The organism is Solihabitans fulvus (assembly GCF_008386585.1).
Taxonomy (GTDB): domain Bacteria; phylum Actinomycetota; class Actinomycetes; order Mycobacteriales; family Pseudonocardiaceae; genus Solihabitans; species Solihabitans fulvus.
In genome coordinates this window covers 33,748-57,020 of the sequence record NZ_VUOB01000057.1, presented here as the reverse complement: position 1 = coordinate 57,020, position 23,273 = coordinate 33,748, and the positions used below count along the sequence as shown (strand labels likewise).

Here is a 23,273-nt window from a genome sequence, read left to right as displayed (position 1 = left end):
GTGTGAGTGAAGGTGAGTCCACTGTGTTCAGGCAGCCGGTGCGTTGCCGCACCGACGTTGACCCGAAGGGCCTTCCCGGGGCGGTACCCGCTGCCCGCGCAATGCGGGTCTGACGTGGGTTTCCCTCGGGCTGTCACGACGCAACTCGCCGCCATCACCGCCGACAGCCTCGACCAGAGTGGCGAGGTTGCGAGCGGCGTTGAGATCACGATCCAGCACGAAACCGCACCGGTCGCACCGAAACACACGCTCGGACAGACGCAGTTTGGCTTTCACCGCGCCACAAGCCGAACACGTCTTGGAACTCGGGTACCACCGGTCAGCGATATGCACGCGCACGCCGGACCAGGCGGCCTTGTACTCGACCTGACGCCGGAGTTCGGCCATGCCGACCCCGGCGACGCGCCGGGCCAACCGGCGGTTCTTGGTCATACCGGCCACGTTGAGGTCTTCCAGCACGATCGCGCCGAACGTGCGCACCAGGCGAGTCGACAGCTTGTGCAGGCCGTCCCGCCGAGCATGGGCGACGGCCGTGTGCAGCCGGGCGACCTGGGCCGCAGCCTTGCGCCACCGCCGCGATGGCGTGGTGTTGGTGCGCCGGTCGGGCCCCTGCCGCCGGGAGGCTTGCCGTTGCCGCCGCCGCAGTTCCCGCTGGGCGATCTCCAGATGCTTCGGGTTGGCGATGACCTCGCCGGTCGACAGCACGGCCAGGGACTTCAGGCCCAGGTCCACACCGACGACGGCGTCGGGTCGGGTCGGTCCGGGATCGACCCTGTCGATCTCCACCGAGAACGACACGAACCACCGGCCCCGACGGTGCGACACCGTCGCCGATCGGATCCGGGCGGTGCCGTGCTCGACGTGCCGGGCCAGCTTCCGCGTGGACTCGTGGGTGCGGACCAGGCCGATCCTGGGCAGCGTGACGTGTCGGCGGTCAGCGTCGGACAGACCGAACGCGCCAGTGGTGAACCGGCACGATAGGGCGTTGCGCTTGCCCTTGAACCTCGGGAACCCGACCATGCGGCCATGTCGCTTGCCGGTGCGGGAGTCGGCCCAGTTCTTCAGCGCTGTGGCGAGGTTGGCCAGACCCGACGAATAGGCCTCCTTCGAGTTCTCGGTCCACCACGGCGCGACAGCGTCCTTGGCCCGGTTCCAGTCCTTGCGCAGGCTGTAGGCCGACCACGACACCGACGGCGTCAGCTGATCGTCGGGAATGCCATAGGAGCGTTCCGCGTCGCGTTGCGCCAGATTGACCTTGACCCGGGCCACGCCCCAGTTGAAGGCGTAACGCTGCCCACCGCAGTGCGACCGCAGCGCGCCGTCCTGGGCCGGCGTCGGGTCCACCGCGAACTGGTACGCCTGAAGGACTCTGGTCACCCGGCGGCCTCGCCGGGCTCGCGCTTGGTCGCGGTGATCGCCCGCATGGCCCGGTTGCGGGCTCCGCGCCGCCCGTACAGGCGGGCGCACATCCAGGTCAGCACCTCCACCATGTCCCCGACGAGATCGTCGATGGTCTCCGAGGTGTCGACCACCACGATCCGGCGGCCCGTCGCGGCGAGCGCGGCGTGCAGGTGCTCGACCCCGAACCGGGCCACCCGGTCCCGATACTCCACCACGATCGTCGCGACCTCGGGGTCACCCAGCAGGCGGGCCAGCGTGGCGCGTCGCCCGTTCACTCCGGACCCGACCTCGGACACGACCTCGTCCACGCGGATGCCCTGCGTGGCGCACCAGGCGGTCACCCGACCGGCCTGCGCTTCCAGGTCGGTGCGCCGGTCATGCGAGGACACCCGGACGTACACAACGGCGCGGCCCCCAGGGCTGTCCGGCAGGTCGACGACGATCGTCCCGGATGGCAACCGGCGGGCGGGCACGGGCATCCGGTCCTCCCGGAACCACCGGTACGCAGTCTGCGGGTGCACCCCGAACGACCGCGCCCACTCGGCCAGCTTCACGCGCTCATTCAAACACACGTTCGATCACACACGCTCACAAACCGCCGAACAGTTCCAAACCCTTTGCGGACGTGGCCGAGATCGTCGGCCGCACACCAGCCGCCTGCCGCCAGCTGGCCTCGTCGGCCCGCCGCCGCGTCCGCGCGGCGCAGGCTCCCGCGACGCCCGCGACCCGGCGCGCCGACATCGTCAGAGACTTCAAACAGGCGTGGGAGGCCAAGGACATCAACGCCCTCGTCGCCCTCCTCGACCCCGACGCCACCGCGATCGCCGACGGCGGCGGCCTCGTCCTCGCCGCGCTGCACCCGATCGACGGCGGCGAGCGGATCGCCCGCTACCTCGTCGATCTCGCCAGCAGGGCACCCGACGGCCCGACCATCGGAGTGCGCACGGTCAACGGCGAGCCCGGCCTGGTGGCCCGGCAGGACGGCATCACCGTGTTGGTGATGGCGTTCAACGTCGCCGACGACCGGATCAGGCACATCTGGGCGGTGCGGAACCCCGAGAAGCTCCGGCCGTGGGCGACGGACTGACGCGCGTCGCCGGTTGGGCGGCGGCCGGCTACCGGCTGCCGTTGCGGGCCGCGGCCGTCTCGACGCCGGCCGACAGGCCGTCCAGCAGCAGGCGGGCCGAGTCGGCCACGGCGCGGCCGGTGGTGTCGATCAGGATGTCCGGGCGCCTCGGCGCCTCGTACGGGTCGTCGACGCCGGTCAGGCCGCTGATCTCGCCGGCCCGCTGACGGGCGTACAGGCCCTTGACATCGCGCTCCGCGCACACCGCCACCGGCGTCGCGACATACGCCTCGAGGTAGCGCGTGCCGGCGGCCTCGTGCAGCGCGCGCACCGCCTGCCTGCTCTGCTCGTACGGCGCGATCACCGGCACCAGCACGACGACGCCGTTGCGCGCCAGCAGTTCGGCGACGCACCCCACCCTGCGCACGTTGGTCTCCCGGTCCGCGCGAGAGAAGCCGAGATCGGCGCACAGGTTCTTGCGCAGCTCATCACCGTCGAGGATCTGCACGCGCCGCCCCTGTTCGACCAGGGCCGCCGCGGCGTGCTGCGCGATCGTGCTCTTGCCCGAGCTGGGCAGGCCGGTGAGCCACACCGTCACCCCGGTGTCCGACAGTTCGGCGTGGAACCCATTTCCGCTCATGGAAGAACCCCCAGGCAGCCCGCTCGTGCGCGGCACACACGACACCAATGACCGTATATCAGCCGCCCCGCCCGCCGCCTCAGTGTCGTGTTGATATTTCCCACCGGAGCAGACGTTTCGCGTACATATATGTAAGCACAGTGTTTACCGCCATTCGGCGCAGCGCGGAACCCCATTGCACGGCCGGCGGCGGCTGGCCGGCCAGAGCAATCACGGCAGACCAGGTCGATACCGACACGATGCGCCCGGAGAGAGCAGTCAAATAACCATTCTGCCGTACACCGTTCGCAGCATTCGGCGGAACTAGCATCGGCTGTTGAGCCCTGTGTTTGGCATTTGTTAAGCCCAGGCCAGGGGGCACAAAGACCGCAATCGGCCACCTTTTACCAGACCAGGTCAAGCCGCGTCCACCCTGTGGAAAGTTCACCCTTTCGGCGGTGTGTACACGTCGGACCCCGATGCTGTTATTGCCTCAACGTTGGAGTTTGACGCTGGGGGATTTCACCTAATCTGTGCCGTTCCGCCCACCCTCTCAATGCGGTTGCTTTATCCCGCGTTTCGATGGTTGACGGGGGCGTTGTGAACACATTTTCGGTGCAGTCACCGGAACAGTCCTCCACGCCCTAACCGACCAAGGAGCGCAATGAGCCTCACGCTGCTGCACAGCGACGCCACCAACGCGTCGTCGCCGCTGTTCTCCACCACGCTCTCGCTGCCCGGCCGCGATGCCGACGGTTGGGTTGTCGTGGACAGCATGGTCGACGGCCTGGCCATGGGCGGCACGCGGATGACCACGACCGTCAGCGAGGCCGAGCTGGCCTCGCTGGCCAGGGCCATGACCTACAAGCTCGCGCTGGTCGACCTGCCCATCGGCGGCGCCAAGGCGGGCATCCGGCCGCGCGGCGAGATCCAGGACCGCTCCGCGTTGATGCGCACGTTCGGGCAGGTCGCCCGGCCGCTGCTGCACGGCGGCGTCTACCTGGGCTGCGACCAGGGCACCACGCACGCCGACCGGGACGAGTTCTTCGCCGCCGCTGGCTACGACATCGCCACCGTCCCCGGCGCGACCCGGCTGGACGTGAACTGGGCCGAGTTCTGGCACACGATGGCCGACATCACCGGCTACGGCGTCGCCGTCGCGACGCTCAGCACGCTGCGCGCCTCGACCGCCAAGGGGCCGCAACGCGTTGTGCTGCAAGGCTTCGGCACGGTGGGTCGGAGCGTGGCGCAGCACCTGACCGAGCACGGGCACCTGGTCGTCGGGGTGGCGGACGTGCTCGGCACGATCGAGGACCCCGCAGGCCTGCCGGTGGACAAGCTGATCGCCAACACCAGCAGCGACGGCACCATCGACCGCGCCGGCCTGCCCGACTCGGTCAAGGTGCACGACGGGGACCGGGCGTGGCTGTCGGTGGACGCCGATGTGCTGGTGCTCGCGGCCGGCGCGAACGCGATCGACGACGCCGCGCTGCCGCTGGTGCGCGCGGGTCTCATCGTGGAGGGCGGCAACCTCAGCTGCACCAGGTCCGCGCGGCGGCTGCTCAGGCTGGCCGGCCACACCGTCCTGCCCGACGTCGTGGTCAACGTGGGTGGCGCGGCCGTCACCGGCTGCATCCTCGCCGGTGTCGCGCCGAGCGGCCTGACCGTCCCGCAGATCTCGGCCTGGCTGCGCGAGTGGATCGGCGGCAAGGTCACCACCAACTGCACCCTGATCGCGGACCTGGTCCGCTCGGGCAGCACCGACCCGGTTGCCGAGTTGCTTGCCGACCGGAACATCGCGTGCTGAACGGCTGGCAGCAGCCGACGGTGCTCGTCACGCACGCCAAGATGGCGCCGCGTCTGATCCCGACGATCCAGGCCGAGGTCCCCGTGCGGCACGCGGTCGCGATCTCCGACCTCACCCCGGCCGAACGCACCGAGGTGGACGTGGTGATCGGCTACCAGTTCCCGCCCGGGGTGCTCGCCGAACTGCCCGCGCTGCGCTGGCTGCACCTCACCGGCACCGGCACCGACCACCTGGCCGCCGCCGGTCTGCGACCGGACGTCCTGGTGACCAACTCGGCGCGGGTGCCCGTCGAGTCGGTCGCGGAGTACGCCGTGGCCGGGCTCTTCATGCTGCTCAAGGACCTGTCGGGGCTCGCGGACCGGCCGCCCTGGTTCGCCTCGCGAGCGGTGCTGCTGCGCGACTCGGTCGTCCTGGTGCTGGGTGCCGGCCGGATCGGGCGCGCCGTGCTGGACCGACTGTCCGCCCTCGGCGCGCGCTGCGTTGCGGTCACCCGCACCGGAGCGGTGCCGGTGCCCGGCGCCGAGCGCACGATCGGCGTCGACCAGCTCGTCGCGGCGGCGGCCACCGCCGATCACCTGGTCGCGTGCCTGCCCGGCACCGACCGGACGGCGAACCTGGTCGACCGCGCGGTGTTCGACGCGCTGCCGGCGCACGCCGCGTTCGTCAACGTGGGCAGGGCGTCGACCGTGGACGACGGCGCGCTGCACGAGGCGCTGCGCTCCGGCGGCATCCGGGGCGCGTTCGTCGACGTGCACCGGGTCGAGCCGCTGCCCGACGACGACCCGGCGTGGACGGTGCCGAACCTCGTCGTGTCGCCGCACCGGGCGTTCGGCTTCCCCGACGAACCGGACGAGGTCGGCAGGACGTTCCTGGACAACCTCGCCGATCTGCGGGCCGGCCTCCGGCCCCGCGACGCCGTGACGACCACGCACGAGGAGGAGTCGTGACCAGAACCGCACTCCGGCCGGACCCGGCGTTCGACGTCGGGGCGGACCGGTTCGTGGCCGCCCTGCACGCCGAGGCGCGGCTGCGGGAGGCCGACGCGCCATCGGTGTTCGCGTCGGTCGACCGGAGCCGCCAGGTGATCGCGGACGTGGTCGGGGCGGCCGAGCCCGGCAGGCCGGTCGACGCGCCCGTCGTGATCATCGGGCTGCTGCGCACCGGCACCACGCTGCTGCACAACCTGCTCGCGCTGCACGAGAGCCTGCACGGGCCCGCGCTGTGGGAGCTGGCCGACCCGCTCGCCGCCGCGGGCGACCCCCGGCACTACGCCGAGGTCCGCGACCAGGCACAGCGCTACGTCGACGAGTACAACGAGAAGTCGCCGGACCTGCGCAGCATCCACTACCTCCAGGCCGACCGGCCGGACGAGTGCCATCGCCTGCTGATCAACACCTTCCACAGCATGGTGCTGGAGATGCGCTACCGCGTGCCCTCCTACGGCGAGTGGCTGCACCAGCAGGACCTGACCGTGCCCTACCAGTGGCACCGCCACCAGCTGGAACTGTTGATGAGCCGCCGCAGCACCCCCGACGGCACGGCGTTGACCCCGGTGCTGAAGTGCCCGTTCCACACGTGGTTCCTGCCCGAGCTGGTGTCGGCCTACCCGAACGCGCGGTTCGTGCACCTGCACCGCGACCCGGCCAAGGCCATCACGTCGACGGCGAGCCTGTGCCGGGCCGTGCGCAGCGCCCGCACCGACGAGCTTGACCTGCCCGAGATCGGCGCGTTCTGGCGCGACCGGATCGTGCCGCTGACGGAGCAGCTGGCGCACGGCAGGGACGAGCTGGTGTCCGGGCGCCCGGTGCTCGACCTGCGGTACGAGGAGCTGGTCGCGGACACCGAGGGCAGCCTGCGGGCCGTACTGGACTTCCTCGGATTGCCGATGACCGACCGCTTCCTGGGCAGGGCCAGGGCTTACCTGGCCGCCAACGGGCAACGCAGCCAGGGCACGCACCGCTACGCGACCGCCGAGTTCGGGCTCGACCCGACGGCGCTGCGTGCCGCGACCTCCGACTACTGCAAGCGATTCGATGTCTGAGACGGGAACCTCGATGGTGAGCGAGAACGAGGCCAGGGCAAGGGCGCTTGTCGAGGCCCACAACGCGACGGTGACGGGTGCTGCGATGCCGGTCGGCGTGCTGACCCCGCTGAGCGCGCCGGGCGATCCGACGGCGGGCGAGCTGGTGGTGCGCGGCACGGTGCTCGGCGCCCGGTACGTGGCCGAGCACCCAGGCGACTTCTCCGGCAGGGCGGTGCGCCTGTTCCTGGAGAACGACCAGCGGACCGCCGACGTGGAGCACATGTCCAGGTCGGCGGCGGGCGGGATGGCCAAGCTCGTCGCGCTGGACGGGGTGAGCGCGGTGGTCGGCCAGTGGCACCTGCGCACCAGCCCGGTCGTCGCCGACCTGGCCGAGCGGTGGGGCGTGCCGACGTTCATCGAGAACGGGCACAACACCATCACGCACGGCCGCAGGAACCTGTTCCGCACGTACTTCTCCATCGCCGACCGCGCGCCGATGATGGCCGAGTTCGCCGCGCGGCAGGGTTGGCGGCGGATCGCGGTCATCGCGGCGGACACGGTGTTCGGGCAGATGCTCGCGGACACCGTCGGCGAGGCGTTGCGCGACGCCATCCCCGACCTCGAGCTGTACCGGGAGGACTTCGCCCAGGACGGCGTCACGGACCTGCGCGAACAACTGGCCAGGGCCACCGAGTTCGGGCCGGACCTGCTGGTGAACGCGGGCGTGGTGCGGACGAACTATCTGATCGTCGAGGCCGCAGCAGAGACCGGGCTGCTGCCCAAGGTGCCGATGATGGCGTGCTTCCCGTTCCCGATGCGCTCCCAGGACTACTGGAACTTCGCCGGGCAGGCCGGGATCGGCGTGATGTGGCCCGCCACGCGGTACAGCCCGACGTGGAGCGGCCTGACGCCGACCGGCCGGTGGTTCGTCGACACCTATCACAAGGAGTTCGGCAGCTACCCGCCGGACAACGCGCTCAACTCGTTCACCGACGTGGTGATCCTCGCGCAGGCCGCCGCGCTGGCCGGCTCGCACGAGCGGGCCCAGCTGCGCAACGCCCTCGAGTCGGGCAGCTTCCGGACCTGGCGCGGCCAGGTGCGGTTCACCGACGACCACCACCAGCCGCCGGAGTTCGTCCTCATGCACTACCAGGAGGTCGGCCACACCCTCGACGAGGCCGTGATCGTCTGGCCGGAGGCGGCGGTGACCGGCGAGTTCCGCCACCCGTCGGTGCAGAGCTGATGGTCGTCGACCTGCTCTGCGGGTGGCTGCGCGGGCTCGGCGTCGACGAGCTGTGCACGGTGCCTGGCGAGGCGTTCCTGCCGCTGCTGGCGACCGTCGGCGAGCACGGCATCCGCACGGTGACCACCCGACACGAGGGCGGCGCGGGCTTCATGGCGATCGCGTCCGCCCGGCTGACCGGGCGGCCGGCCGTGGTGGCGGTGAACCGCTCCCCCGGCAGCGCCAACGTGGCGATCGCGGTGGACGCGGCGGCCTCGGACCCGACGCCGCTGCTGGTGCTGGTCGGCGACATCCCGACCGGCGCCGACCGGGCCACCGCGTTCCAGGGCGCCGACCTTGCCGGCATGTTCGGCGCGCTGGCCACCACGATCACGCTGTCGACGCGGAGCCTGGCGGATCAGCTCGCCAGGGCGGCCGAGGTGCTGCTCGGCCAACAGCCGCAGCCGGTGGTGCTGATCGTGCCGGAGGACCTGTGGACCGCGCCGACCGACGGCGAGCCGGCGCTGGCCATCTCGCCGGCCACCGTCTCGGCGGCCACCATCTCATCGGCCACCGTCTCGCCGGCCGCCGTCGAGATCGAGGAGGCCGAGGTCGACGTCGCCGAGCTGCGTCGCGAGCTGGAGCAGGCGCGGCGGCCGGTCCTGATCGCCGGCAGGCTGTTGCGGCGCAGCCACACCGACCGAGCGGCGACCGACGCGCTCACCGCGCTCGCCGAGGCGGCCGGGCTGCCCGTGCTGGTCGGCAACAAGCAGCAGGACCTGCTGGACAACCGGCACCCGCACTACGCAGGGCACCTGCACCTCGGCTCGCCGAGCGAGGTGCGGGAGCGGTTGTCGCGCGCCGACCTGGTCGTGCTGCTCGGCGAGGCGCCCGACGAGATCCACCTGGCCGGCTGGACCGGGCCGAGGACGCACCTGGAGAAGCAGCCCCCGCGCGCGGTGCTGGCCGCCCTGGCCGGGACCGACTGGCCCGACCCGTCCGACGAGCGCCGTGCCTGGATTCGGGAGTGGCACGAGCTTTCCGAGCGGCTGGCCACCCCTCGGGCACGCAGTTTCGACGACGGCGTCGACCTCACGCACGTCGCGGCGGAACTCGACGCGACGCTGCCGGACGACGCGATCATCACCTTCGACGCCGGCAACTTCTCCAGCTGGATCCACCGCTACGTGCACGCGGGGCCGCGCAGACTGATGCTGGCGCTCGGCAACGGCGCGATGGGCTTCGGCGTGCCGGCCGCCGTCGCGGCCGCCGGCCGGTGCCCCGACCGGACGGTCGTCTGCGTGGTCGGCGACGGCGGGCTGTTGATGACCGGGGACGAGCTGGCCACCGCGCGGGCGGGCGGCCGGTGCCCGGTGATCGTCGTCGCCGACAACGGCGGCTACGGCACCATCGACCAGCACGCCAGGCGCAAGTTTCCCGGCCAGTACTGCGGCACCGACCTCGCCACCCCGGACCTGGTGACCTGGGCGCGCGCGTTCGGAGTGCCCGGCGAACACGTCCGCACCCCGCAGGAGGTGCCCGACGCGGTCCGCAGGGCGTTGTCGGCCGGGCCCGACGGGTACCTGCTGCACGTGCACACGAGCCTGCGTGCCGGGCACGCGAACATCGAGTGGGGTGATGATGCGCCGTGATCAACGTGACGAGACTCCAGCGCGACCTTGGCGCCATCGTCGGCGAGGCCAACGCGCTGACCGGTGACGCCGTGCCGGCCCGGCACACCCAGGACCTGTGGGGCAGCGACCTGGTCGGCCACGCGGCGCTCGTGGTGCGGCCGCGCACCGCGACCGAGCTGGCCGAGGTCCTCAAGCACTGCAACGGAATCGGGCAGCCGGTGGTCGTGCAGGGCGGCATGACCGGGCTGGTGTCCGGCGGCGTGCCGAACGAGGACGAGGTGGTGGTGTCCACCGAGCTGCTCAGCAGGATCTCCGCCGTCGACCCTGCCGGCAGGACGGTCACCGCTGGCGCGGGCGCGACGCTCGCGGACGTGCAGGACGCGGCGGCCGAACACGGCCTGCTGCTGCCCATCGACCTGGCGTCCAAGGGCAGCGCCACCATCGGCGGCTGCGTGGCGACCAACGCGGGCGGGGTCAACGTGGTCGGCTTCGGCATGACCCGCCAGCACGTGCGGTCGCTGGAGGTCGCGCTCGCCGACGGCCGGCTGCTGACGCTGTCGACGTCGCTGGTCAAGGACAATGCCGGCATCGACCTCAAGCAGCTGTTCATCGGCTGCGAGGGCATTCTCGGCGTGGTCACCTCAGCGACGCTCGGCCTCCAGCCCTCGGCGATCACCAGGACCGGCGCGTTCTGCGCGGTGTCCGACGTGGACGCGGCGCTGCGGCTGCTGCACACGCTCCAGCGCAGGCTGCCCGGCGCGGTGACGGCGTTCGAGGTCGTCTGGGACGACGCGTACCGAACGCTGGAACCGACCGGCGTCCGGCTGCCGCTGCCGTTCGGCCACCCGCTGTACGTGCTCGTCGAGTGCCGGGGCTCGGATCCCGACGGCGACGCGCTGCGGTTCGCTTCGGTGATGGAGGAGGTGCAGGACGACGTGCTGGCCGCGGCGGTCGCCGCCAACGCGACCGAGCTGCGGGCGTTCTGGGCGGCGCGCGAGCGCATCCCCGCCGAGATCCTGCGGATGCAGCCGCTGTTCGGGTTCGACGTGAGCGTGCCGGCGGGCGAGCTGGCGAAGTGCCTGCGGGAGATGCGCTTCGAGCTGGAGAAGTCGTGGCCCGAGGTGAAGCTGTTGGTGTTCGGCCACCTCGGCGACGACAACGTGCACATCGCGGTGATCACCGGGGAGACCACCAGGGACCGCAAGCCCGAGGTGGAGCACATCGTGTACCGCGTGGTCACCGCAAGCGGCGGCTCGATCTCCGCAGAGCACGGCGTCGGGTTCGAGAAACGGTCCTATCTGGACTACACCAGGTCAGCGGGCGAGATCGCGTTGATGGCCCAGCTCAAGCGGACGTTCGACCCGAACGGCATCCTCAACCGGGGCCGCATGATCCCCTGGGACGGGCGGGTCTCGTGCGCGACCGGCCGTGGACGACAGGGCGGGACCGACTGAGCCACGCCGATCCCGTGCCGGCGGCGGCCCTCGCCGCCGGCACACCGGTGTCGCCTGTCGCCCAGCAGAAGGAGTGGCGATCGTGGAGTCGATGTTCGTGCGGATCCCCGCGCTGGCCGCAAGGCACGGCGCGATCAACCTGGCCCAGGGGGTGTTCGACCACGGGCCGCCCGCCGCCCTGCTGCGCGCGCTCGTCGCGGCCGGCGAGAACGACGGGGTGCACCAGTACATGCCGAGCGCCGGCCTGCCCGCGCTGCGCCAGGCCGTCGCCGCCGAGACCAGCTGCGACCCGGACACCGAGGTGACCATCACCGCAGGTGCCACGGAAGCCTTGCACTGCACCATGGCCGCGCTGCTCGGGCCCGGTGACGAGGCGCTGGTCGTCGAGCCGGCGTACGAGCAGTACGCGCCGGCGATCCGGTCCGCAGGCGCAACGGTCGTGCCGGTGCGGTTGGCCTACCCGGACGGATCGTTCGCGGCGCTGCTCGAGTCGGCGTGCACGGAGCGGACCAAGGTCGTCGTGGTCAACAGCCCGTGGAACCCGTTGGGGCGCAGCCTGGACAGCGACGAGTGGACCGCGCTCGGCGACCTGGCCAGGCGGCGCGGCGTGGTCGTGGTGTCCGACGAGACCTACGAGCAGCTCGCGCCGGGCGGGCACCTCGGCGTGCTGCACGCCATCGGGGAACCGGAGCTGCGGGTCAAGATCTCCTCGGTGTCCAAGTCGTTGGCCGCCACCGGATGGCGGGTCGGTTGGGCGATCGCCGGTCCCGACCTCACTCGGCGGATCCGCGCGGTGCACCAGTTCGTGACGTTCTGCCCCGCCGTTCCGCTCCAGCACGCGGTTGCCTCGCTGATGGGTTCGCCCGAGTACCGTGCCGTGGTGGACGGCGTGGCCGCCGGGCTGCACGAGCGGGCCGCCTGGTTCGCCGGCGAGCTGGCCGGTCTCGGGCTGCACACGAAGGCCGAGGCCAATCCCTTCTACCTGTTGGCGGACGTGGGTTCCCCAGCCGAGGAGTGGTGCGACCGGATGGTGCTGGACGGCGGCGTCGCCGCGCTGCCGCTGTCGGTCTTCTACTCCGCTCCGATGCCCAGCGCCGAACACACGGTCCGGTTCGCGGTGTGCAAGAAGCGGTCCACGCTGGAGGCCGCCGCCGAACGGCTCGCCGCGCGCGTGCGCCGCTGAGGAGACGCCTCGGGTCGGTGGCGGACCGGCCGGGTCGGATCGGGTCGACTGCGGCCGGAGGGCGACGCGATGGCTACTCGCCGCGTCGTCGCTTCGGCCGCCGGTCGACCCGGTACTGCCACGGCGCCTGCGGGCTCGCCGATGTCGAGTCGGAACTCAAGCGCTGCCCCGATCGCGTCGCCACGATCAGGTCGCGCACGAAGCGGGCATTGCTGATCGCGCGCAGCTCGATGACCGGCGGTTGGCCGCGGTTCCAGCGGCCCATCATCATGGGCTGGCTCAACAGGACCTGGAAGGCGCTCTGCTCGCCGAACCTGATCGTGCCAACGCCGTCCTCATCCGCCGACAGCACCGGAGGTTCGAGCGAGCTGAGGTAGCGGCTCCTCTCGCGGGCGCTGCCGAAGGAGGTCCAGGTGGCGATGAGCCGTAGATTCGTCACGGTGTAGTTGGTGCTACGCAACGACAACCACCGGACGAGGAGTCGGCCGGCAGCCATGTAGAGGCCCATCAGCATGAACACCACGCCCCAGAGCAGGAACCACGCCGGGGCACCACCCTGCGCGGCCGTGGTCGTCCAGAAGATCGCGAACACAAACCACACCAGGCCCAACAGGACCGCGAGGATGTCTCCCGCGTCGAACACCGGGAAGCGAACGGGTGAGCCCGTCCACAGAACTTCTTCCGAGGGCAGTAATTCGGCTCCCATGCACGGAATATATGGAGCGGTCGGCCGAGGTGAGGCGAAATCGCCGACTCCTCCCCGAATAGCCCAGATAACCGGTGGCCTGGTGCCGCTCGACACCGGCCATCCGGGCTAGTCGGCTAGTCGGCCGGCTCCGCCTTGGCCGGCTCGGCCGCCGCCAGCGCCTCGGTCGTGAAGGTCCGCAGGAATGGCACGAACAGCAGCAGCACGGCTACCGCGAACAGCCCGAACGCCACCTTGATGCTGAACCACTCGGCCACCAGGCCGGCGAGGCCAGCGCCGAGCGGGACGGCACCCCAGCTGAACAGCCGGTACGCCGCGGTGTAGCGGCCCATCAGCTCGGTCGGCACGAGGTTCTGGCTGATCGTGCGGGAGTTCACCGTCCACAACGTGCCGCCGAGGCCGCCGAGGAAGGCGGCGACCGCGACCATCCACATGGTGTTGACGACGGCGGGCGCGGCCACCATCGCGAACGTGCCGACCAGGTCGGCCACCATCACGATCCTGCGGCCGAACAACCGGTTCAGCGTGCCGACGCACAACGCGCCGAGCAGCCCGCCGACGCCGAGCGAGCTGAGCAGCACGCCGTAGCCCTTGGCGTCCAGGCCCATGTCCTTGGTGGCCAGCAACGGCATCAGGCCGAACCAGGCGCCCCAGCAGGAACACAGCACGGTGAGCGCGAGCGCCATCACCCGCAGCATTCGCTGGTGCCACAGGAACTTCAGCCCGGCGGCGATCTGCTGGTTCACCGAGTCCCTCGGCTGGTCGGCCGGGCGCTCCACCCGGAACTTGCCGACCAGCAACAGCAGCACGCCCATCCCGATCAGGTAGCCCGCGGTCGACGCGCCGAGTGCGATGGCGGCGCCCGCCGCGACGAGCAGGCCGCCGACCAGCGGTCCGGCGAACTCGTTGCAGACGGTCTCGGCGCCGGCGACCCACGCGTTGGCCCGCTCCCGGCCCGCCGGCCGCACCGCGTCGGGCACCAGGGCGGAGGCTGAGATCAGGGCGATCACCTCGGCGATGCCGAGGGAGAGTCCGCCAGCGTAGAGCAGCAGCATGCTGACGTGGTGGGTCACGACGGCGGCCAGCACGGCGGCGACGACGACGATCCGGATGGCGTTGGCCACCCACAGCAGCTTGCGCCGGTCGACGCGGTCGACCAGCACGCCGACGTGCAGCGCGGCCAGCAGCCACGGCAGCGTCAGGGTCAGCGAGACCCCGGAGATCTGGGCCGGTGAGCTGGTGATGCCCGTGGCCAGCAACGGGAACGCCACCTTGGTCACGCCGTCGGTCAGGTTGGTGACGGCGGTGAAGACCACCAGGACGGCGGTGTTGCGGGTGGTCGGATCGGCGGCTGGTTTCCCGGCGACGCCCCCCGGTGAGGCGTCGACCGCCTCCATCTGCTCGGCCATCTACGACTCCACGTCTAACCGGCTACTGGGATAGGTGGACGGTACTTCACCCTCGGCGCATAATGCAGTCATCAGGTGGAGTAACCACCGAATGGCTTAGCCGGTCCGCTGAGGAGGGTGACGGTGATCGAGGCATCTGCCGAGACGGAGCTGGTCGCCGCCTTCGCGAACACCATCGACCTCGACGACGGGACCGACGCGCTGGCCTCGGCCGCCGACGCCGCGGGATGGCTGCTGGCCAGGCGGCTGGTCGACCGCCCGGTCACGCTCGGTCGCCAGGACCACCGAAAGCTGCTCGACCTGCGCGCCGGTGTCCGGGACGCGCTCGCCGCGTCCGGCACGCCGTCGCCGCACCTGCTGGCCGTCGCCAACGCCGTGCTGCGCGACCTCCCCGTGCTCGTCTACCTGTCGGACACTGTGGACACGGTCGACGGCCCGCCGCCACGGCACGCGGTGCGGCCCGATCCCGCGCTTCCGTTGGCGCAGCGGGCCATGGCGGTGTTGGCCGTCGCGTGGTCCGAGGTCGTGGTGACCGGCCAGGCGCGCAGGCTCAAGCGGTGCGCCGACGAGACGTGCGGCTGGGTCTTCTGGGACGTGTCGCGCAACCACAGCAGGCGATGGTGCACCATGCGGGTGTGCGGTAACCGGGCCAAGAGCCGCAGCTACTCCGCGAGGCAGCGCGCCGACCGCTGACGCTGGCCCCACAGCGCACACCGCCCACGAATCGCGCGCACATCAAGCGCACACCAGCACAGGGAAGCATCGTTTCCGGATGGTGTGCGCGGCCCTCGCCCTCGACGCGACCTGCGGCCCGCACCAGGCACTGGTTGGACGCACGACCAAGGGGCGGAGCATATCGATGACCTCACCTGCGGACCTCGACTCGGCGATCGCCAAGTACGCGACCGCGTCGTTCACCGACTCGACCCCACTGCTTGAGGCTGGCCTGGAGTCGCTGTCGTTGCTGCGCCTCGCGATCGAGGCGGCGACCGACGACGACGCGGAGATCGACGCCACCCGCATGGCGGGCCTCTGCACGATCGGCGACCTCAAGGACTGGTTGCGCAGCATGGATCCCTCGGCGAGCAGGTTGGACGCGTGATGCTGACGGAGACCGCCACCAGCAGCACGGCCGAACAGCTGCCGACGCGGCTGCCGCTGACCGAGTCGCAGCGGGGCCTGCTGGTCGTCGACGGCTGGGTGCCGACACCCCAGATCTACAACCAGCTCATGCAGGTCGACCTCGACCCGGCGCTGACCACCGACACCGTCGTGGCCGCGCTGGCCGTGCTCGTCGCGGTGCAGCCCGCGCTGCGCCAGGTGTTCGCGCCGCTGCCGGACGCGCACGCCAGCCTGACCCCGCCACCGTCCCCGCAGGACCTCCCGCTCGACCGGGTGGTCGTGCCGGCCGGCGAGTTCGCCACCGCGGCCGCCGCGCTCGCCGAACAGCTGGGACAGCGGCCCTTCGACCTGCACGCCGCCCCCGCGTACCGCTTCGGGTACGTGCGCGCCGCCGACGACAGCGCGGCGGCGTTCATCCTGTGCGCCCACCACATCGTCTCCGACGGTGTCTCGATGGGACCGCTCGTCCGCGACCTGGAGAACGCGCTGACAGGCGGCATCCCGGCCGACTCGGTGCCCGCCCTCGTCGCGGCGAGGGAGACCGCGTTCGCCCGCGAGCTGCGCGCGCAGAACCGCACGGCCACCTCGGAACGCACGGTGGACAACGCGAAGGCGTGGGCGGAGCACCTGCGCGACGTGCCGCCGTTGGTGCTCAGCCCCCGCCCCAACCGGCCGCGCGAGACCGACTTCGCCGGCGCCAGGGTGTCCTGGCGGCTGGACGAGCGCGAGACCGCGCTGCTGAGCCAGGCCTGCAAGCGGCTTGCCGTCACGCCGTTCGTGTTGCTGACCGGGCTCTACGGCGCCGTGCTCGCCAGGCACGGCGGGGTGTCCAGCGTGCTGGTCGGCAGCCCCTTCACGGCGCGACGCACGATCGGCGCCTTCGACCTGTGCGGCTTCTTCGTCAACACCCTGCCCGTCCGGGTCGACGTGGACTGGGACCGCACGGTCGACGAGTTCCTCGGCGGCGTGGTGCGGACGGCGGTCGACTACGCCAAGTCCCGCGCGGACGTGACGTTCAACCAGCTCGTCGCCCTGCTCAGGCAGGACCGCACGAGCAACCGCAACCCGCTGTTCTCCTGCATGCTCGCGATGCAGGACACCTTCGACGGCGCCGCGACCAGCGCCGTGCTCGGGGTCAGCGAACCCGGCAACCACACCGCCAAGTTCGACCTGTGGCTCGGCGCGACCCCGGAGCGCGGCGGGTGGCTGCTGGAGCTGGAGTACGACAGGGAGCTGATCGCGCCCACCGTCGCCGACGGCCTGCTGGGCTCGCTGCGCACCGCGGTGCGGCGCGCGCTGGCCGACGGGTCGGCGACGGTCGCCGACCTGTTCGCCGACGCGTCGTTCACCGCCAGCCTGCGCACCGACGGCCACTCGGCGCGGGTGCCCTCGGCGACGCTGGTCGACTGGCTGCGCGCCACCGCCGCCGCGACCCCCGACGCCCGCGCGATCGACGAGCCGGGACGCACGCTGAGCTACGCGGAACTGGTCGCCTCGGCCGAGGAGCTGGCGCGCTACCTGGTCGGTCAGGGCGTCGCGCCGCACGACGTGGTTGGCCTGGCCGAGGACACACTCTGCGACACCACCATCGCCATGTTCGGCATCCTGTGGTGCGGGGCGACCTTCCTGCCGCTCGACCCGAGCCTGCCGGCCGATCGCCTGGCGTACATGGTGGACAAGGCCGACTGCCGCGTCGTCGTCGGCGACGGTGTCGACCTGCCCGGCGTCCGCCTGCTCGGCATCGACAAGGAGCCCGACGCCGCGCGCGGCGCGCCGCCCGGCGGGATGGCGGAGTCCGCGCCCTACCTCATGTTCACCTCGGGGTCGAGCGGGCTGCCCAAGGGCGTGCTGATGGGCCACGGGCCGCTGCTGAACCTCACCGCGTGGCAGATCGCCGCGTTGGGCCACGACAGCGACACCAGGTTCCTCCAGTACGCGCCGCTCGGCTTCGACGTGTCCTTCCAGGAGATCATGCCGACGCTCGCCGCCGGCGGCACCGTCGTCGCGCGGGGATCGGTGGACCGGCGCGACTTCCCAGCGCTGGTGCGGCGGGTCGCCGACGCCGAGATCACCCACATCTACCTTCCGGTCGCCGCGCTGCGGCCGTTCGTCCAGGCGGCACAACGGATCGGGGCCCGCTTCCCCGCCCTGCGGCACGTGTGCGTGTCTGGCGAGCAGCTGCTGGTGGACGACGAGGTGCGCGCGTTCTTCGTCGAGCACCCGCACTGCGACCTGGTCAACCTCTACGGGCCGACCGAGACGCACGCGGTCACCACGCACCGGCTGACCGGCGCCGACCAGCAGTGGCCGAGCCACGTGCCGATCGGGCTGCCGATGCACGGCGTCGCCGGGTATGTGGTGGACCGCACCGGTCACCTCGCGCCGGTCGGCGTGCCGGGCGACCTGCACCTCGGCGGGCTGTGCCCCGCCGAGGGCTACCTCAACGATCCCGAGCGGACCACGGCGGCCTTCCTGCCCGACCGGTTCGCCGGCGACGGCCGCGTGTACCGCACCGGCGACCTCGTCGTCCGGGACGAGCACGGGGTGCTGATCTTCCTCGGCCGGGACGACACCCAGGTCAAGATTCGCGGCTACCGGGTGGAACTCGGCGAGATCGACGCGGTCGCCAACACCGTGCCTGGAGTGCGGCAGGCAGTCGCCGTCGCCACCGGGGCCGCCGGCGACCGGGAGCTGGTGTTGTTCCTGCTCAACGACATCGCGGTGGACCACGAGGAGGTGCGGGCCAGGCTGACCGCCGCGCTGCCCTCCTACATGGTGCCGGTGCGGATCTTCGACATCGACTCGATCCCCACCTCCGGCACCGGCAAGACCGACCACTCGGCGCTGGCCGCATTGGCCGACCGGCTGGCCGCCGAGCGGGCCGGCGCGGCGACCGGGGAGGTCCAGTACCGCGACGACCTCGAGCGCGCGCTGGCCGAACTGTGGCAGGAGGTGCTCGACGTCGAGGGCATCGAGCCGGACCGGTCGCTGCTGGAGTACGGGGCGCACTCCCTCAACGTGTTCGCCGCGTTCGCCGTCATCGAGGAGCAGCACGGGGTGTCGGTGCCGGTAGCGGACTTCTTCCGCGCGCCAACGGTCGTCGCGCTCGCCGATCTCGTTCGGGAGCTGCGCGAGGACGAGGTGGTCGCGTGACCACGCCGGTCCTGGGACGGCTGATCACCATCGTCCGCCGCAAGAACCGGCCGGCCTGTGTGATGCTGCCCGGCGCGGGCGGCGGCGTGACCCCCTACCTGCGGCTGGCCTCCTACCTCGGCGCGACGCACAACATCTACGCGGTCCGCCCGGCCGGCCTGCTGCCGGACGAGACGCCGGAGGCGACGGTCGCGGAGATGGCCGACTCGGCGCTGAAAGCCATGGAGGACAGCGGGATCGTCCCGGATCTGGTGTTCGGCTGGTCGCTCGGCGGGGTCGTCGCGTGGGAGGTGTGCGCCGCGCTCGCCGAGCGCGGCCACCGGCCCGACCTGGTGCTGGTGGACTGCTCGCCCATGGCGAGGGTGTCCACCGACGAGGAGGACGCGGACATCCGGGACACGATCGTCGGCCAGCTCGGGCCGAGGCCTGCGCCGGACACCGTGCAGCGGCTGGAACGCACCTTCCAGGCGCAGGTCGCCGCCCTGGCCGCGCACCGGGCCGAACTCCACTACGCCGGCAGGGTCCTGTTGCTGCTGTGCTCGCCGGACACCGAGGTCAGGTCCGCCGCCGAGGTGCGCTGGCGCGAGCTGGCCGACGGGGACCTCGAGCAGGGGCGGCTGCGCTCCGGCCACTTCGACGTCTTCGAACCCGAGTACCTGTCCGAACTCAGCGCCGCGATCGGCGCCTTTCTCGGGCGTGACAAGGAGGTTGCGCGGTGAGCAGGCCGACGGCAGTGGTGAGCGGCGGCACGAAGGGCATCGGCCTGAGCTTCACCCGCAGGCTGGTGAAGCTCGGCTACCAGGTCGTGGCGCTATACCGGTCGGACGAGGCGGCCTCGGAGGCTGCGGTCGCCGAGTTCGGCCCCGCGCTGAGCACCGTGCGCGTCGACCTCACCGACGGCGACGCGGTGACCCTCGCCGCCGACGAGATCCTTGCACGGCACGGGATCCCCACCGTGCTGGTGAACAACGCTGGGCGCAACATCGACCGGCCGTTCCTTGAACTGAGCCACGAGGACTGGCGACAGGTGGTCGACACCAACCTGTCCGGCGTCTTCTACCTCACCCGCGCGCTCGCGCCGGCGATGCTGGACGGCGGCGAGCAGGGGTCGATCGTCAACATCGGCGCCACCACGGGCATCCGGCCACGGATCAACGGCGCCAACTACTGCGCAAGCAAGGCGGGATTGTTGCAGCTCACCAAGTGTCTCGCGCTGGAGCTGGCACCGAGGATCCGGGTCAACTGCCTGATTCCCGGCATGACCGAGACGCGGGAGCTAGTCGAACGGTTCAACCTCACCGACCAGGACGCACGGGCCGAGGTGGTCGCCGGCATCCCGAGGGGACGCATCGGCACCACCGAGGACATCGCCGACGCCCTCGAGTTCCTTGTCGGCCAACAGAGCGGGTATCTGACCGGTCAGAAGCTCATTGTGGACGGTGGGCAGTTCATGTGGTGACGGAACAGACGATCGACGACATCCTCGCCGGGGCCGCCTCGGCGCGGGACGACGCGCCGCCGCCCGGCGACGAGCGCTACGCGGCCTACTGCGGCGAACTGGCCGCCCGGTTGACGAAGCACTGGGACGCGGTGCTGGCCGCGAACGCCACCGACGTGGCGCGGGCCCGCGAACGCGGCCTGCCGGACTCGCTGCTCGACCGGCTCGGCCTCGCCGAGGCGCACCTCGGCACGCTGACCGCGCTGGCCGAGCGCACCAGGGTCCTGCTGCCCGAGGCGACCGCCGCGGGCGAGACGCGCACCGGGGCGGGCGGCATCACCGCGCGGAAGGTCGCCAAGGCGCTCGGCGTGCTGCTGATGATCTACGAGGCGAGGCCGACCGTCACGGTCGAGGGCGCGCTGCTGCCGGTCGCGGTCGGCAACGTGGCGATCCTGCGCGGTGGCAACGAGATCGCGGCGACCAACCGCGCGCTCGGCGCCGTGATCACCGAGTCGCTGGCCGCCGCCGGGCTGCCCGAGGGCATGGCGACCGTCCTCGCGGACACCGACCGCAAGCTGGTCCGCCAGCTGCTCGCCCGCTACGACGTGATCGACGCGCTCATCCCCCGTGGCAGCCCGTCGCTCATCGACTACTGCCGCACCTCGTCGGCGATCCCGGTGATCGCCAGCGGCGGCGGCGTCAACCACCTGTACGTGGACCGCAGCGCGGACCTGGCGCTGGCCGTGGAGATCGCGCTGGACAGCAAGCTCACCGAGCCGACGGCGTGCAACACGGTCGAGATGTTGCTGGCGCACCAGGACATCGCGGTCGAGCTGGCCGAGTCGCTGCTGGGCAGGGCCGAGGACTTCGCGCTGCGCCTCGATCCGGCGCTGGTCGACCGGGTCGCGGCGAGCCCGAGGTGCCAGCCGCTGGAGGCGCACGACGACGGCCGCGAGTTCCTCGACCGCACGCTGGGTCTGCGCGCGGTCGCCGGGCCCGCCGAGGCCGTCGCGCACATTCGCAGGCACGGCTCCCGGCACACCGAGGGCGTGGTCGCCACCGACCGGGCCGTCGCCGACCGATTCCTGCGGGACGTCGACGCCGCCGCGCTCGTGGTCAACGGGTCGATGCGGCTGCACGACGGCCCGACCATGGGGCTGGGGCCGGAACTGTCGATCAGCACCGGGCGGCTGCACGTGCGCGGGCCGGTCGGCCTCTCCGCGCTGCTGACCCACAGTTGGGCCATCGAGGGCCGAGGGGCGATCCGTGGATCGGGAGGTGAGCGGTGACCACCGCGCAGAACAGGCACGACGAGGTCAACGAGGCCGTAAAACGCCTGGCGGTGCTCGAGTCACGGCTGCCCCACAGTTGGGCCATCGAGGGCCGAGGGGCGATCCGTGGATCGGGAGGTGAGCGGTGACCACCGCGCAGAACAGGCACGACGAGGTCAACGAGGCCGTGAAACGCCTGGTGGTGCTCGAGTCACGGCTGTCGATCCCGCCGTCCGAGGTCGCCGACGACGAGCCGCTCAACGGCAACGTGCTGCGGGTGAACTCGTTGGGGTTCCTCGGGATGCTGGTGCGCCTTGAGGACGAGCTGGACGTGACGCTGCCGGACGACCTGTTCGCCGGCACGGTGTTCACCACCGTCGCGGACCTGGTCGGGGTCGTGCTGCGGGCCGTGGAGGTGCCCCGATGAGCCTGCCGGTGACCGCGTGGCGCAGCGTCCTGCCGCACCTCGGCTACGACCTGCCGCCCGACCTCACGCCGACGACCACCTCGGGCCCGGTCGCCACCGGCCTGCCGCTGGAACTGGTGCGGCAGAGCGTGTCCAGCAAGGAGTGGTGGGACATTCCCGAGCCCGTCGCCGAGCAGTACCGCAGGTACCGCCCCGCGCCGCTGTGGCGGGCCAGGGCGTTCGAGGCCGCGATCGACGCCAAGGTGCCCGTCTACGTCAAGTACGAGGGCGGCAACATCTCCGGCAGCCACAAGGTGAACACCGCGCTGGCCCAGGCCTACTACTACAAGCGGGCCGGCATCAAGGAGGTCGTCACCGGCACCGGGGCCGGCCAGTGGGGCACCGCGCTGGCCGCGGCCTGCGCCGCGTTCGGGCTGTCCTGCGTGGTCTTCATGGTCGGCGGCAGCCTGCGCGACAAGCCCTATCGCGGCAGCCTGATGCGGCTGCTCGGCGCGACCGTGCACGCCAGCCCCAGCGGCCTCACCGAGGTAGGGCGCGGCAACGCGGCCTCGGCGAACACGTTGGCGCTGGCCATCGGCGAGGCCGTCGAGTATGCCCGCGAGGGCGAGGGCAGGGCGTTCTGCATCGGCAGCGGCGAGAACTACAGCATCCTGCACCAGTCGGTGATCGGCCTCGAGGCGGCGGCGCAGCTCGACGAGATCGACGCGCGGATCGACACCGTCATCGGCAGCGTCGGCGCCGGCTCCAACTTCGGCGGTGTCGCACTGCCGTTCCTGGCCAGGCACCGGGCTGGCGAGACGGCCGAGCAGCCGACGTTGCTGGCCGTCGAGTCCACCGCGACCCCTAAGCTGACCAGGGGGGTCTACGCCTACGACTGGACCGACGCGACCGGCACCGGCCCGATGGAGGCGATGTACTCGATCGGCAGCAGCTACGCCATTCCCGCCTCCCACTCGGCGGGGCTGCGCTTCCACGGCGCGGCGAAGCTGCTGTCGGCGATGCGCCACCACGGCGAGATCGAGGCGACCGCCGTCGGCCAGCGCGAGGCGCTGGAGGCCGGCCGCAGGTTCGCCCTGTCCGAGCTGGTGCTGCCGGCGCCGGAGTCCGGTCACGCGCTCGCGGCGGCCGCCGCGGTGGCCACCGGCGCGGACGCGCACCACCGGTCCCGGCACGGCGTGCTGGTCTGCGTCAGCGGCCACGGCCTGCTCGACCTGTCGGCCTACGACCAGCTGCTGGCCGGCCAGGTGCAGGACCTGGCCGCCGACGACCGCGCGGTGGAGCTCGCGACCGCGCGGCTGCGCCCGGTCGGGTCCGACCTGCCGACGGGGGTGCGCTGAC

The 23,273-nt window shown here is 71.7% G+C and carries 20 protein-coding genes and 1 pseudogene; 16 read left to right on the top strand and 5 right to left on the bottom strand.

Features of this window, described 5'->3' with window-relative positions; all coding sequences use genetic code 11:
• Nucleotides 1-27: 27 nt before the first annotated feature.
• Together tnpB and F0L68_RS28690 are read right to left on the bottom strand one after the other, a co-directional pair.
• Nucleotides 28-1,377, bottom strand: coding sequence for an IS607 family element RNA-guided endonuclease TnpB (gene tnpB / locus F0L68_RS28695; protein WP_188316886.1), 1,350 nt, complete (start codon nt 1,375-1,377; stop codon nt 28-30).
• Nucleotides 1,374-1,955, bottom strand: a complete 582-nt coding sequence (locus F0L68_RS28690) for an IS607 family transposase (RefSeq protein WP_149852952.1) — start codon at nt 1,953-1,955, stop codon at nt 1,374-1,376. Before F0L68_RS28690 ends, tnpB begins: the two co-directional genes overlap by 4 nt.
• Before the next feature lie 62 nt (nt 1,956-2,017).
• Here F0L68_RS28690 and F0L68_RS28685 point away from each other — a divergent pair.
• Nucleotides 2,018-2,488, top strand: a pseudogene (locus F0L68_RS28685) (sigma-70 family RNA polymerase sigma factor family protein); the annotation flags it as partial.
• Nucleotides 2,489-2,516: 28 nt separating this feature from the next.
• On the opposite strand, the gene cysC reads toward F0L68_RS28685, so the two are convergent.
• On the bottom strand, nt 2,517-3,107 hold the full coding sequence (cysC, locus tag F0L68_RS28680; RefSeq protein ID WP_149852951.1) for an adenylyl-sulfate kinase: 591 nt from the start codon (nt 3,105-3,107) through the stop codon (nt 2,517-2,519).
• Nucleotides 3,108-3,750: 643 nt separating this feature from the next.
• Here cysC and F0L68_RS28675 point away from each other — a divergent pair.
• The 7 genes from F0L68_RS28675 (at nt 3,751) to F0L68_RS28645 (ending at nt 12,409) form a co-directional block, all read left to right on the top strand.
• The gene (locus F0L68_RS28675; protein WP_149852950.1) at nt 3,751-4,893 is read left to right on the top strand and encodes a Glu/Leu/Phe/Val dehydrogenase dimerization domain-containing protein; all 1,143 of its coding nucleotides are present in this window, start codon (nt 3,751-3,753) and stop codon (nt 4,891-4,893) included.
• The gene (locus F0L68_RS28670) at nt 4,887-5,840 is read left to right on the top strand and encodes an NAD(P)-dependent oxidoreductase (RefSeq protein WP_149852949.1); all 954 of its coding nucleotides are present in this window, start codon (nt 4,887-4,889) and stop codon (nt 5,838-5,840) included. The genes F0L68_RS28675 and F0L68_RS28670 overlap by 7 nt, the downstream gene beginning before the upstream one ends.
• The gene (locus tag F0L68_RS28665; protein WP_188316885.1) at nt 5,837-6,934 is read left to right on the top strand and encodes a sulfotransferase family protein; all 1,098 of its coding nucleotides are present in this window, start codon (nt 5,837-5,839) and stop codon (nt 6,932-6,934) included. Before F0L68_RS28670 ends, F0L68_RS28665 begins: the two co-directional genes overlap by 4 nt.
• On the top strand, nt 6,927-8,159 hold the full coding sequence (locus tag F0L68_RS28660; RefSeq protein ID WP_223199216.1) for an ABC transporter substrate-binding protein: 1,233 nt from the start codon (nt 6,927-6,929) through the stop codon (nt 8,157-8,159). The genes F0L68_RS28665 and F0L68_RS28660 overlap by 8 nt, the downstream gene beginning before the upstream one ends.
• Nucleotides 8,159-9,790, top strand: coding sequence for a thiamine pyrophosphate-dependent enzyme (locus F0L68_RS28655; RefSeq protein WP_149852947.1), 1,632 nt, complete (start codon nt 8,159-8,161; stop codon nt 9,788-9,790). Before F0L68_RS28660 ends, F0L68_RS28655 begins: the two co-directional genes overlap by 1 nt.
• A complete protein-coding gene (locus tag F0L68_RS28650) occupies nt 9,787-11,226 on the top strand; it encodes an FAD-binding oxidoreductase (RefSeq protein WP_149852946.1) in 1,440 nt (479 codons plus the stop codon). The genes F0L68_RS28655 and F0L68_RS28650 overlap by 4 nt, the downstream gene beginning before the upstream one ends.
• A 91-nt stretch (nt 11,227-11,317) precedes the next feature.
• Nucleotides 11,318-12,409 (top strand): pyridoxal phosphate-dependent aminotransferase, encoded by a 1,092-nt coding sequence (locus tag F0L68_RS28645; RefSeq protein ID WP_223199218.1) that lies wholly within the window; start codon nt 11,318-11,320, stop codon nt 12,407-12,409.
• 73 nt (nt 12,410-12,482) lie between these two features.
• Here F0L68_RS28645 and F0L68_RS28640 read toward each other — a convergent pair whose 3' ends face one another.
• Together F0L68_RS28640 and F0L68_RS28635 are read right to left on the bottom strand one after the other, a co-directional pair.
• The gene (locus F0L68_RS28640) at nt 12,483-13,115 is read right to left on the bottom strand and encodes a hypothetical protein (RefSeq protein WP_149852944.1); all 633 of its coding nucleotides are present in this window, start codon (nt 13,113-13,115) and stop codon (nt 12,483-12,485) included.
• Nucleotides 13,116-13,231: 116 nt separating this feature from the next.
• On the bottom strand, nt 13,232-14,524 hold the full coding sequence (locus F0L68_RS28635) for an MFS transporter (protein WP_223199215.1): 1,293 nt from the start codon (nt 14,522-14,524) through the stop codon (nt 13,232-13,234).
• 123 nt (nt 14,525-14,647) lie between these two features.
• Here F0L68_RS28635 and F0L68_RS28630 point away from each other — a divergent pair, with 123 nt between their 5' ends.
• The 8 genes from F0L68_RS28630 to F0L68_RS28595 all read left to right on the top strand — a co-directional run bounded on the left by F0L68_RS28630 (nt 14,648) and on the right by F0L68_RS28595 (nt 23,272).
• Complete coding sequence (locus F0L68_RS28630) at nt 14,648-15,217, top strand: CGNR zinc finger domain-containing protein (RefSeq protein ID WP_149852943.1); 570 nt, start codon at nt 14,648-14,650, stop codon at nt 15,215-15,217.
• Between the two features lie 166 nt (nt 15,218-15,383).
• Nucleotides 15,384-15,626 (top strand): acyl carrier protein, encoded by a 243-nt coding sequence (locus F0L68_RS28625; protein ID WP_149852942.1) that lies wholly within the window; start codon nt 15,384-15,386, stop codon nt 15,624-15,626.
• On the top strand, nt 15,626-18,799 hold the full coding sequence (locus F0L68_RS28620; RefSeq protein ID WP_149852956.1) for a non-ribosomal peptide synthetase: 3,174 nt from the start codon (nt 15,626-15,628) through the stop codon (nt 18,797-18,799). Before F0L68_RS28625 ends, F0L68_RS28620 begins: the two co-directional genes overlap by 1 nt.
• Nucleotides 18,796-19,518, top strand: coding sequence for an alpha/beta fold hydrolase (locus F0L68_RS28615; RefSeq protein WP_149852941.1), 723 nt, complete (start codon nt 18,796-18,798; stop codon nt 19,516-19,518). Before F0L68_RS28620 ends, F0L68_RS28615 begins: the two co-directional genes overlap by 4 nt.
• Nucleotides 19,515-20,258 carry an SDR family NAD(P)-dependent oxidoreductase gene (locus F0L68_RS28610; protein WP_149852940.1) on the top strand — a complete coding sequence of 248 codons (744 nt, stop codon included), beginning with the start codon at nt 19,515-19,517 and terminating at the stop codon, nt 20,256-20,258. The genes F0L68_RS28615 and F0L68_RS28610 overlap by 4 nt, the downstream gene beginning before the upstream one ends.
• Nucleotides 20,255-21,526, top strand: coding sequence for a glutamate-5-semialdehyde dehydrogenase (locus tag F0L68_RS28605; protein ID WP_223199214.1), 1,272 nt, complete (start codon nt 20,255-20,257; stop codon nt 21,524-21,526). The genes F0L68_RS28610 and F0L68_RS28605 overlap by 4 nt, the downstream gene beginning before the upstream one ends.
• Nucleotides 21,527-21,653: 127 nt before the next feature.
• The gene (locus F0L68_RS28600) at nt 21,654-21,935 is read left to right on the top strand and encodes an acyl carrier protein (protein WP_149852938.1); all 282 of its coding nucleotides are present in this window, start codon (nt 21,654-21,656) and stop codon (nt 21,933-21,935) included.
• Nucleotides 21,932-23,272 carry a TrpB-like pyridoxal phosphate-dependent enzyme gene (locus F0L68_RS28595; protein ID WP_149852937.1) on the top strand — a complete coding sequence of 447 codons (1,341 nt, stop codon included), beginning with the start codon at nt 21,932-21,934 and terminating at the stop codon, nt 23,270-23,272. The genes F0L68_RS28600 and F0L68_RS28595 overlap by 4 nt, the downstream gene beginning before the upstream one ends.
• Nucleotide 23,273: the final 1 nt, after the last annotated feature.

What these genes read in the sequence shown, in the direction of transcription:
- F0L68_RS28660 (WP_223199216.1), top strand. Translation starts at nt 6,927, where the DNA reads ATGTCTGAGACGGGAACCTCGATGGTGAGCGAGAACGAGGCCAGGGCA.
- F0L68_RS28635 (WP_223199215.1), bottom strand. Translation starts at nt 14,524, where the DNA reads ATGGCCGAGCAGATGGAGGCGGTCGACGCCTCACCGGGGGGCGTCGCC.
- F0L68_RS28675 (WP_149852950.1), top strand. Translation starts at nt 3,751, where the DNA reads ATGAGCCTCACGCTGCTGCACAGCGACGCCACCAACGCGTCGTCGCCG.
- F0L68_RS28595 (WP_149852937.1), top strand. Translation starts at nt 21,932, where the DNA reads ATGAGCCTGCCGGTGACCGCGTGGCGCAGCGTCCTGCCGCACCTCGGC.
- F0L68_RS28655 (WP_149852947.1), top strand. Translation starts at nt 8,159, where the DNA reads ATGGTCGTCGACCTGCTCTGCGGGTGGCTGCGCGGGCTCGGCGTCGAC.
- F0L68_RS28640 (WP_149852944.1), bottom strand. Translation starts at nt 13,115, where the DNA reads ATGGGAGCCGAATTACTGCCCTCGGAAGAAGTTCTGTGGACGGGCTCA.
- F0L68_RS28620 (WP_149852956.1), top strand. Translation starts at nt 15,626, where the DNA reads ATGCTGACGGAGACCGCCACCAGCAGCACGGCCGAACAGCTGCCGACG.
- cysC (WP_149852951.1), bottom strand. Translation starts at nt 3,107, where the DNA reads ATGAGCGGAAATGGGTTCCACGCCGAACTGTCGGACACCGGGGTGACG.
- F0L68_RS28645 (WP_223199218.1), top strand. Translation starts at nt 11,318, where the DNA reads ATGTTCGTGCGGATCCCCGCGCTGGCCGCAAGGCACGGCGCGATCAAC.
- F0L68_RS28625 (WP_149852942.1), top strand. Translation starts at nt 15,384, where the DNA reads ATGACCTCACCTGCGGACCTCGACTCGGCGATCGCCAAGTACGCGACC.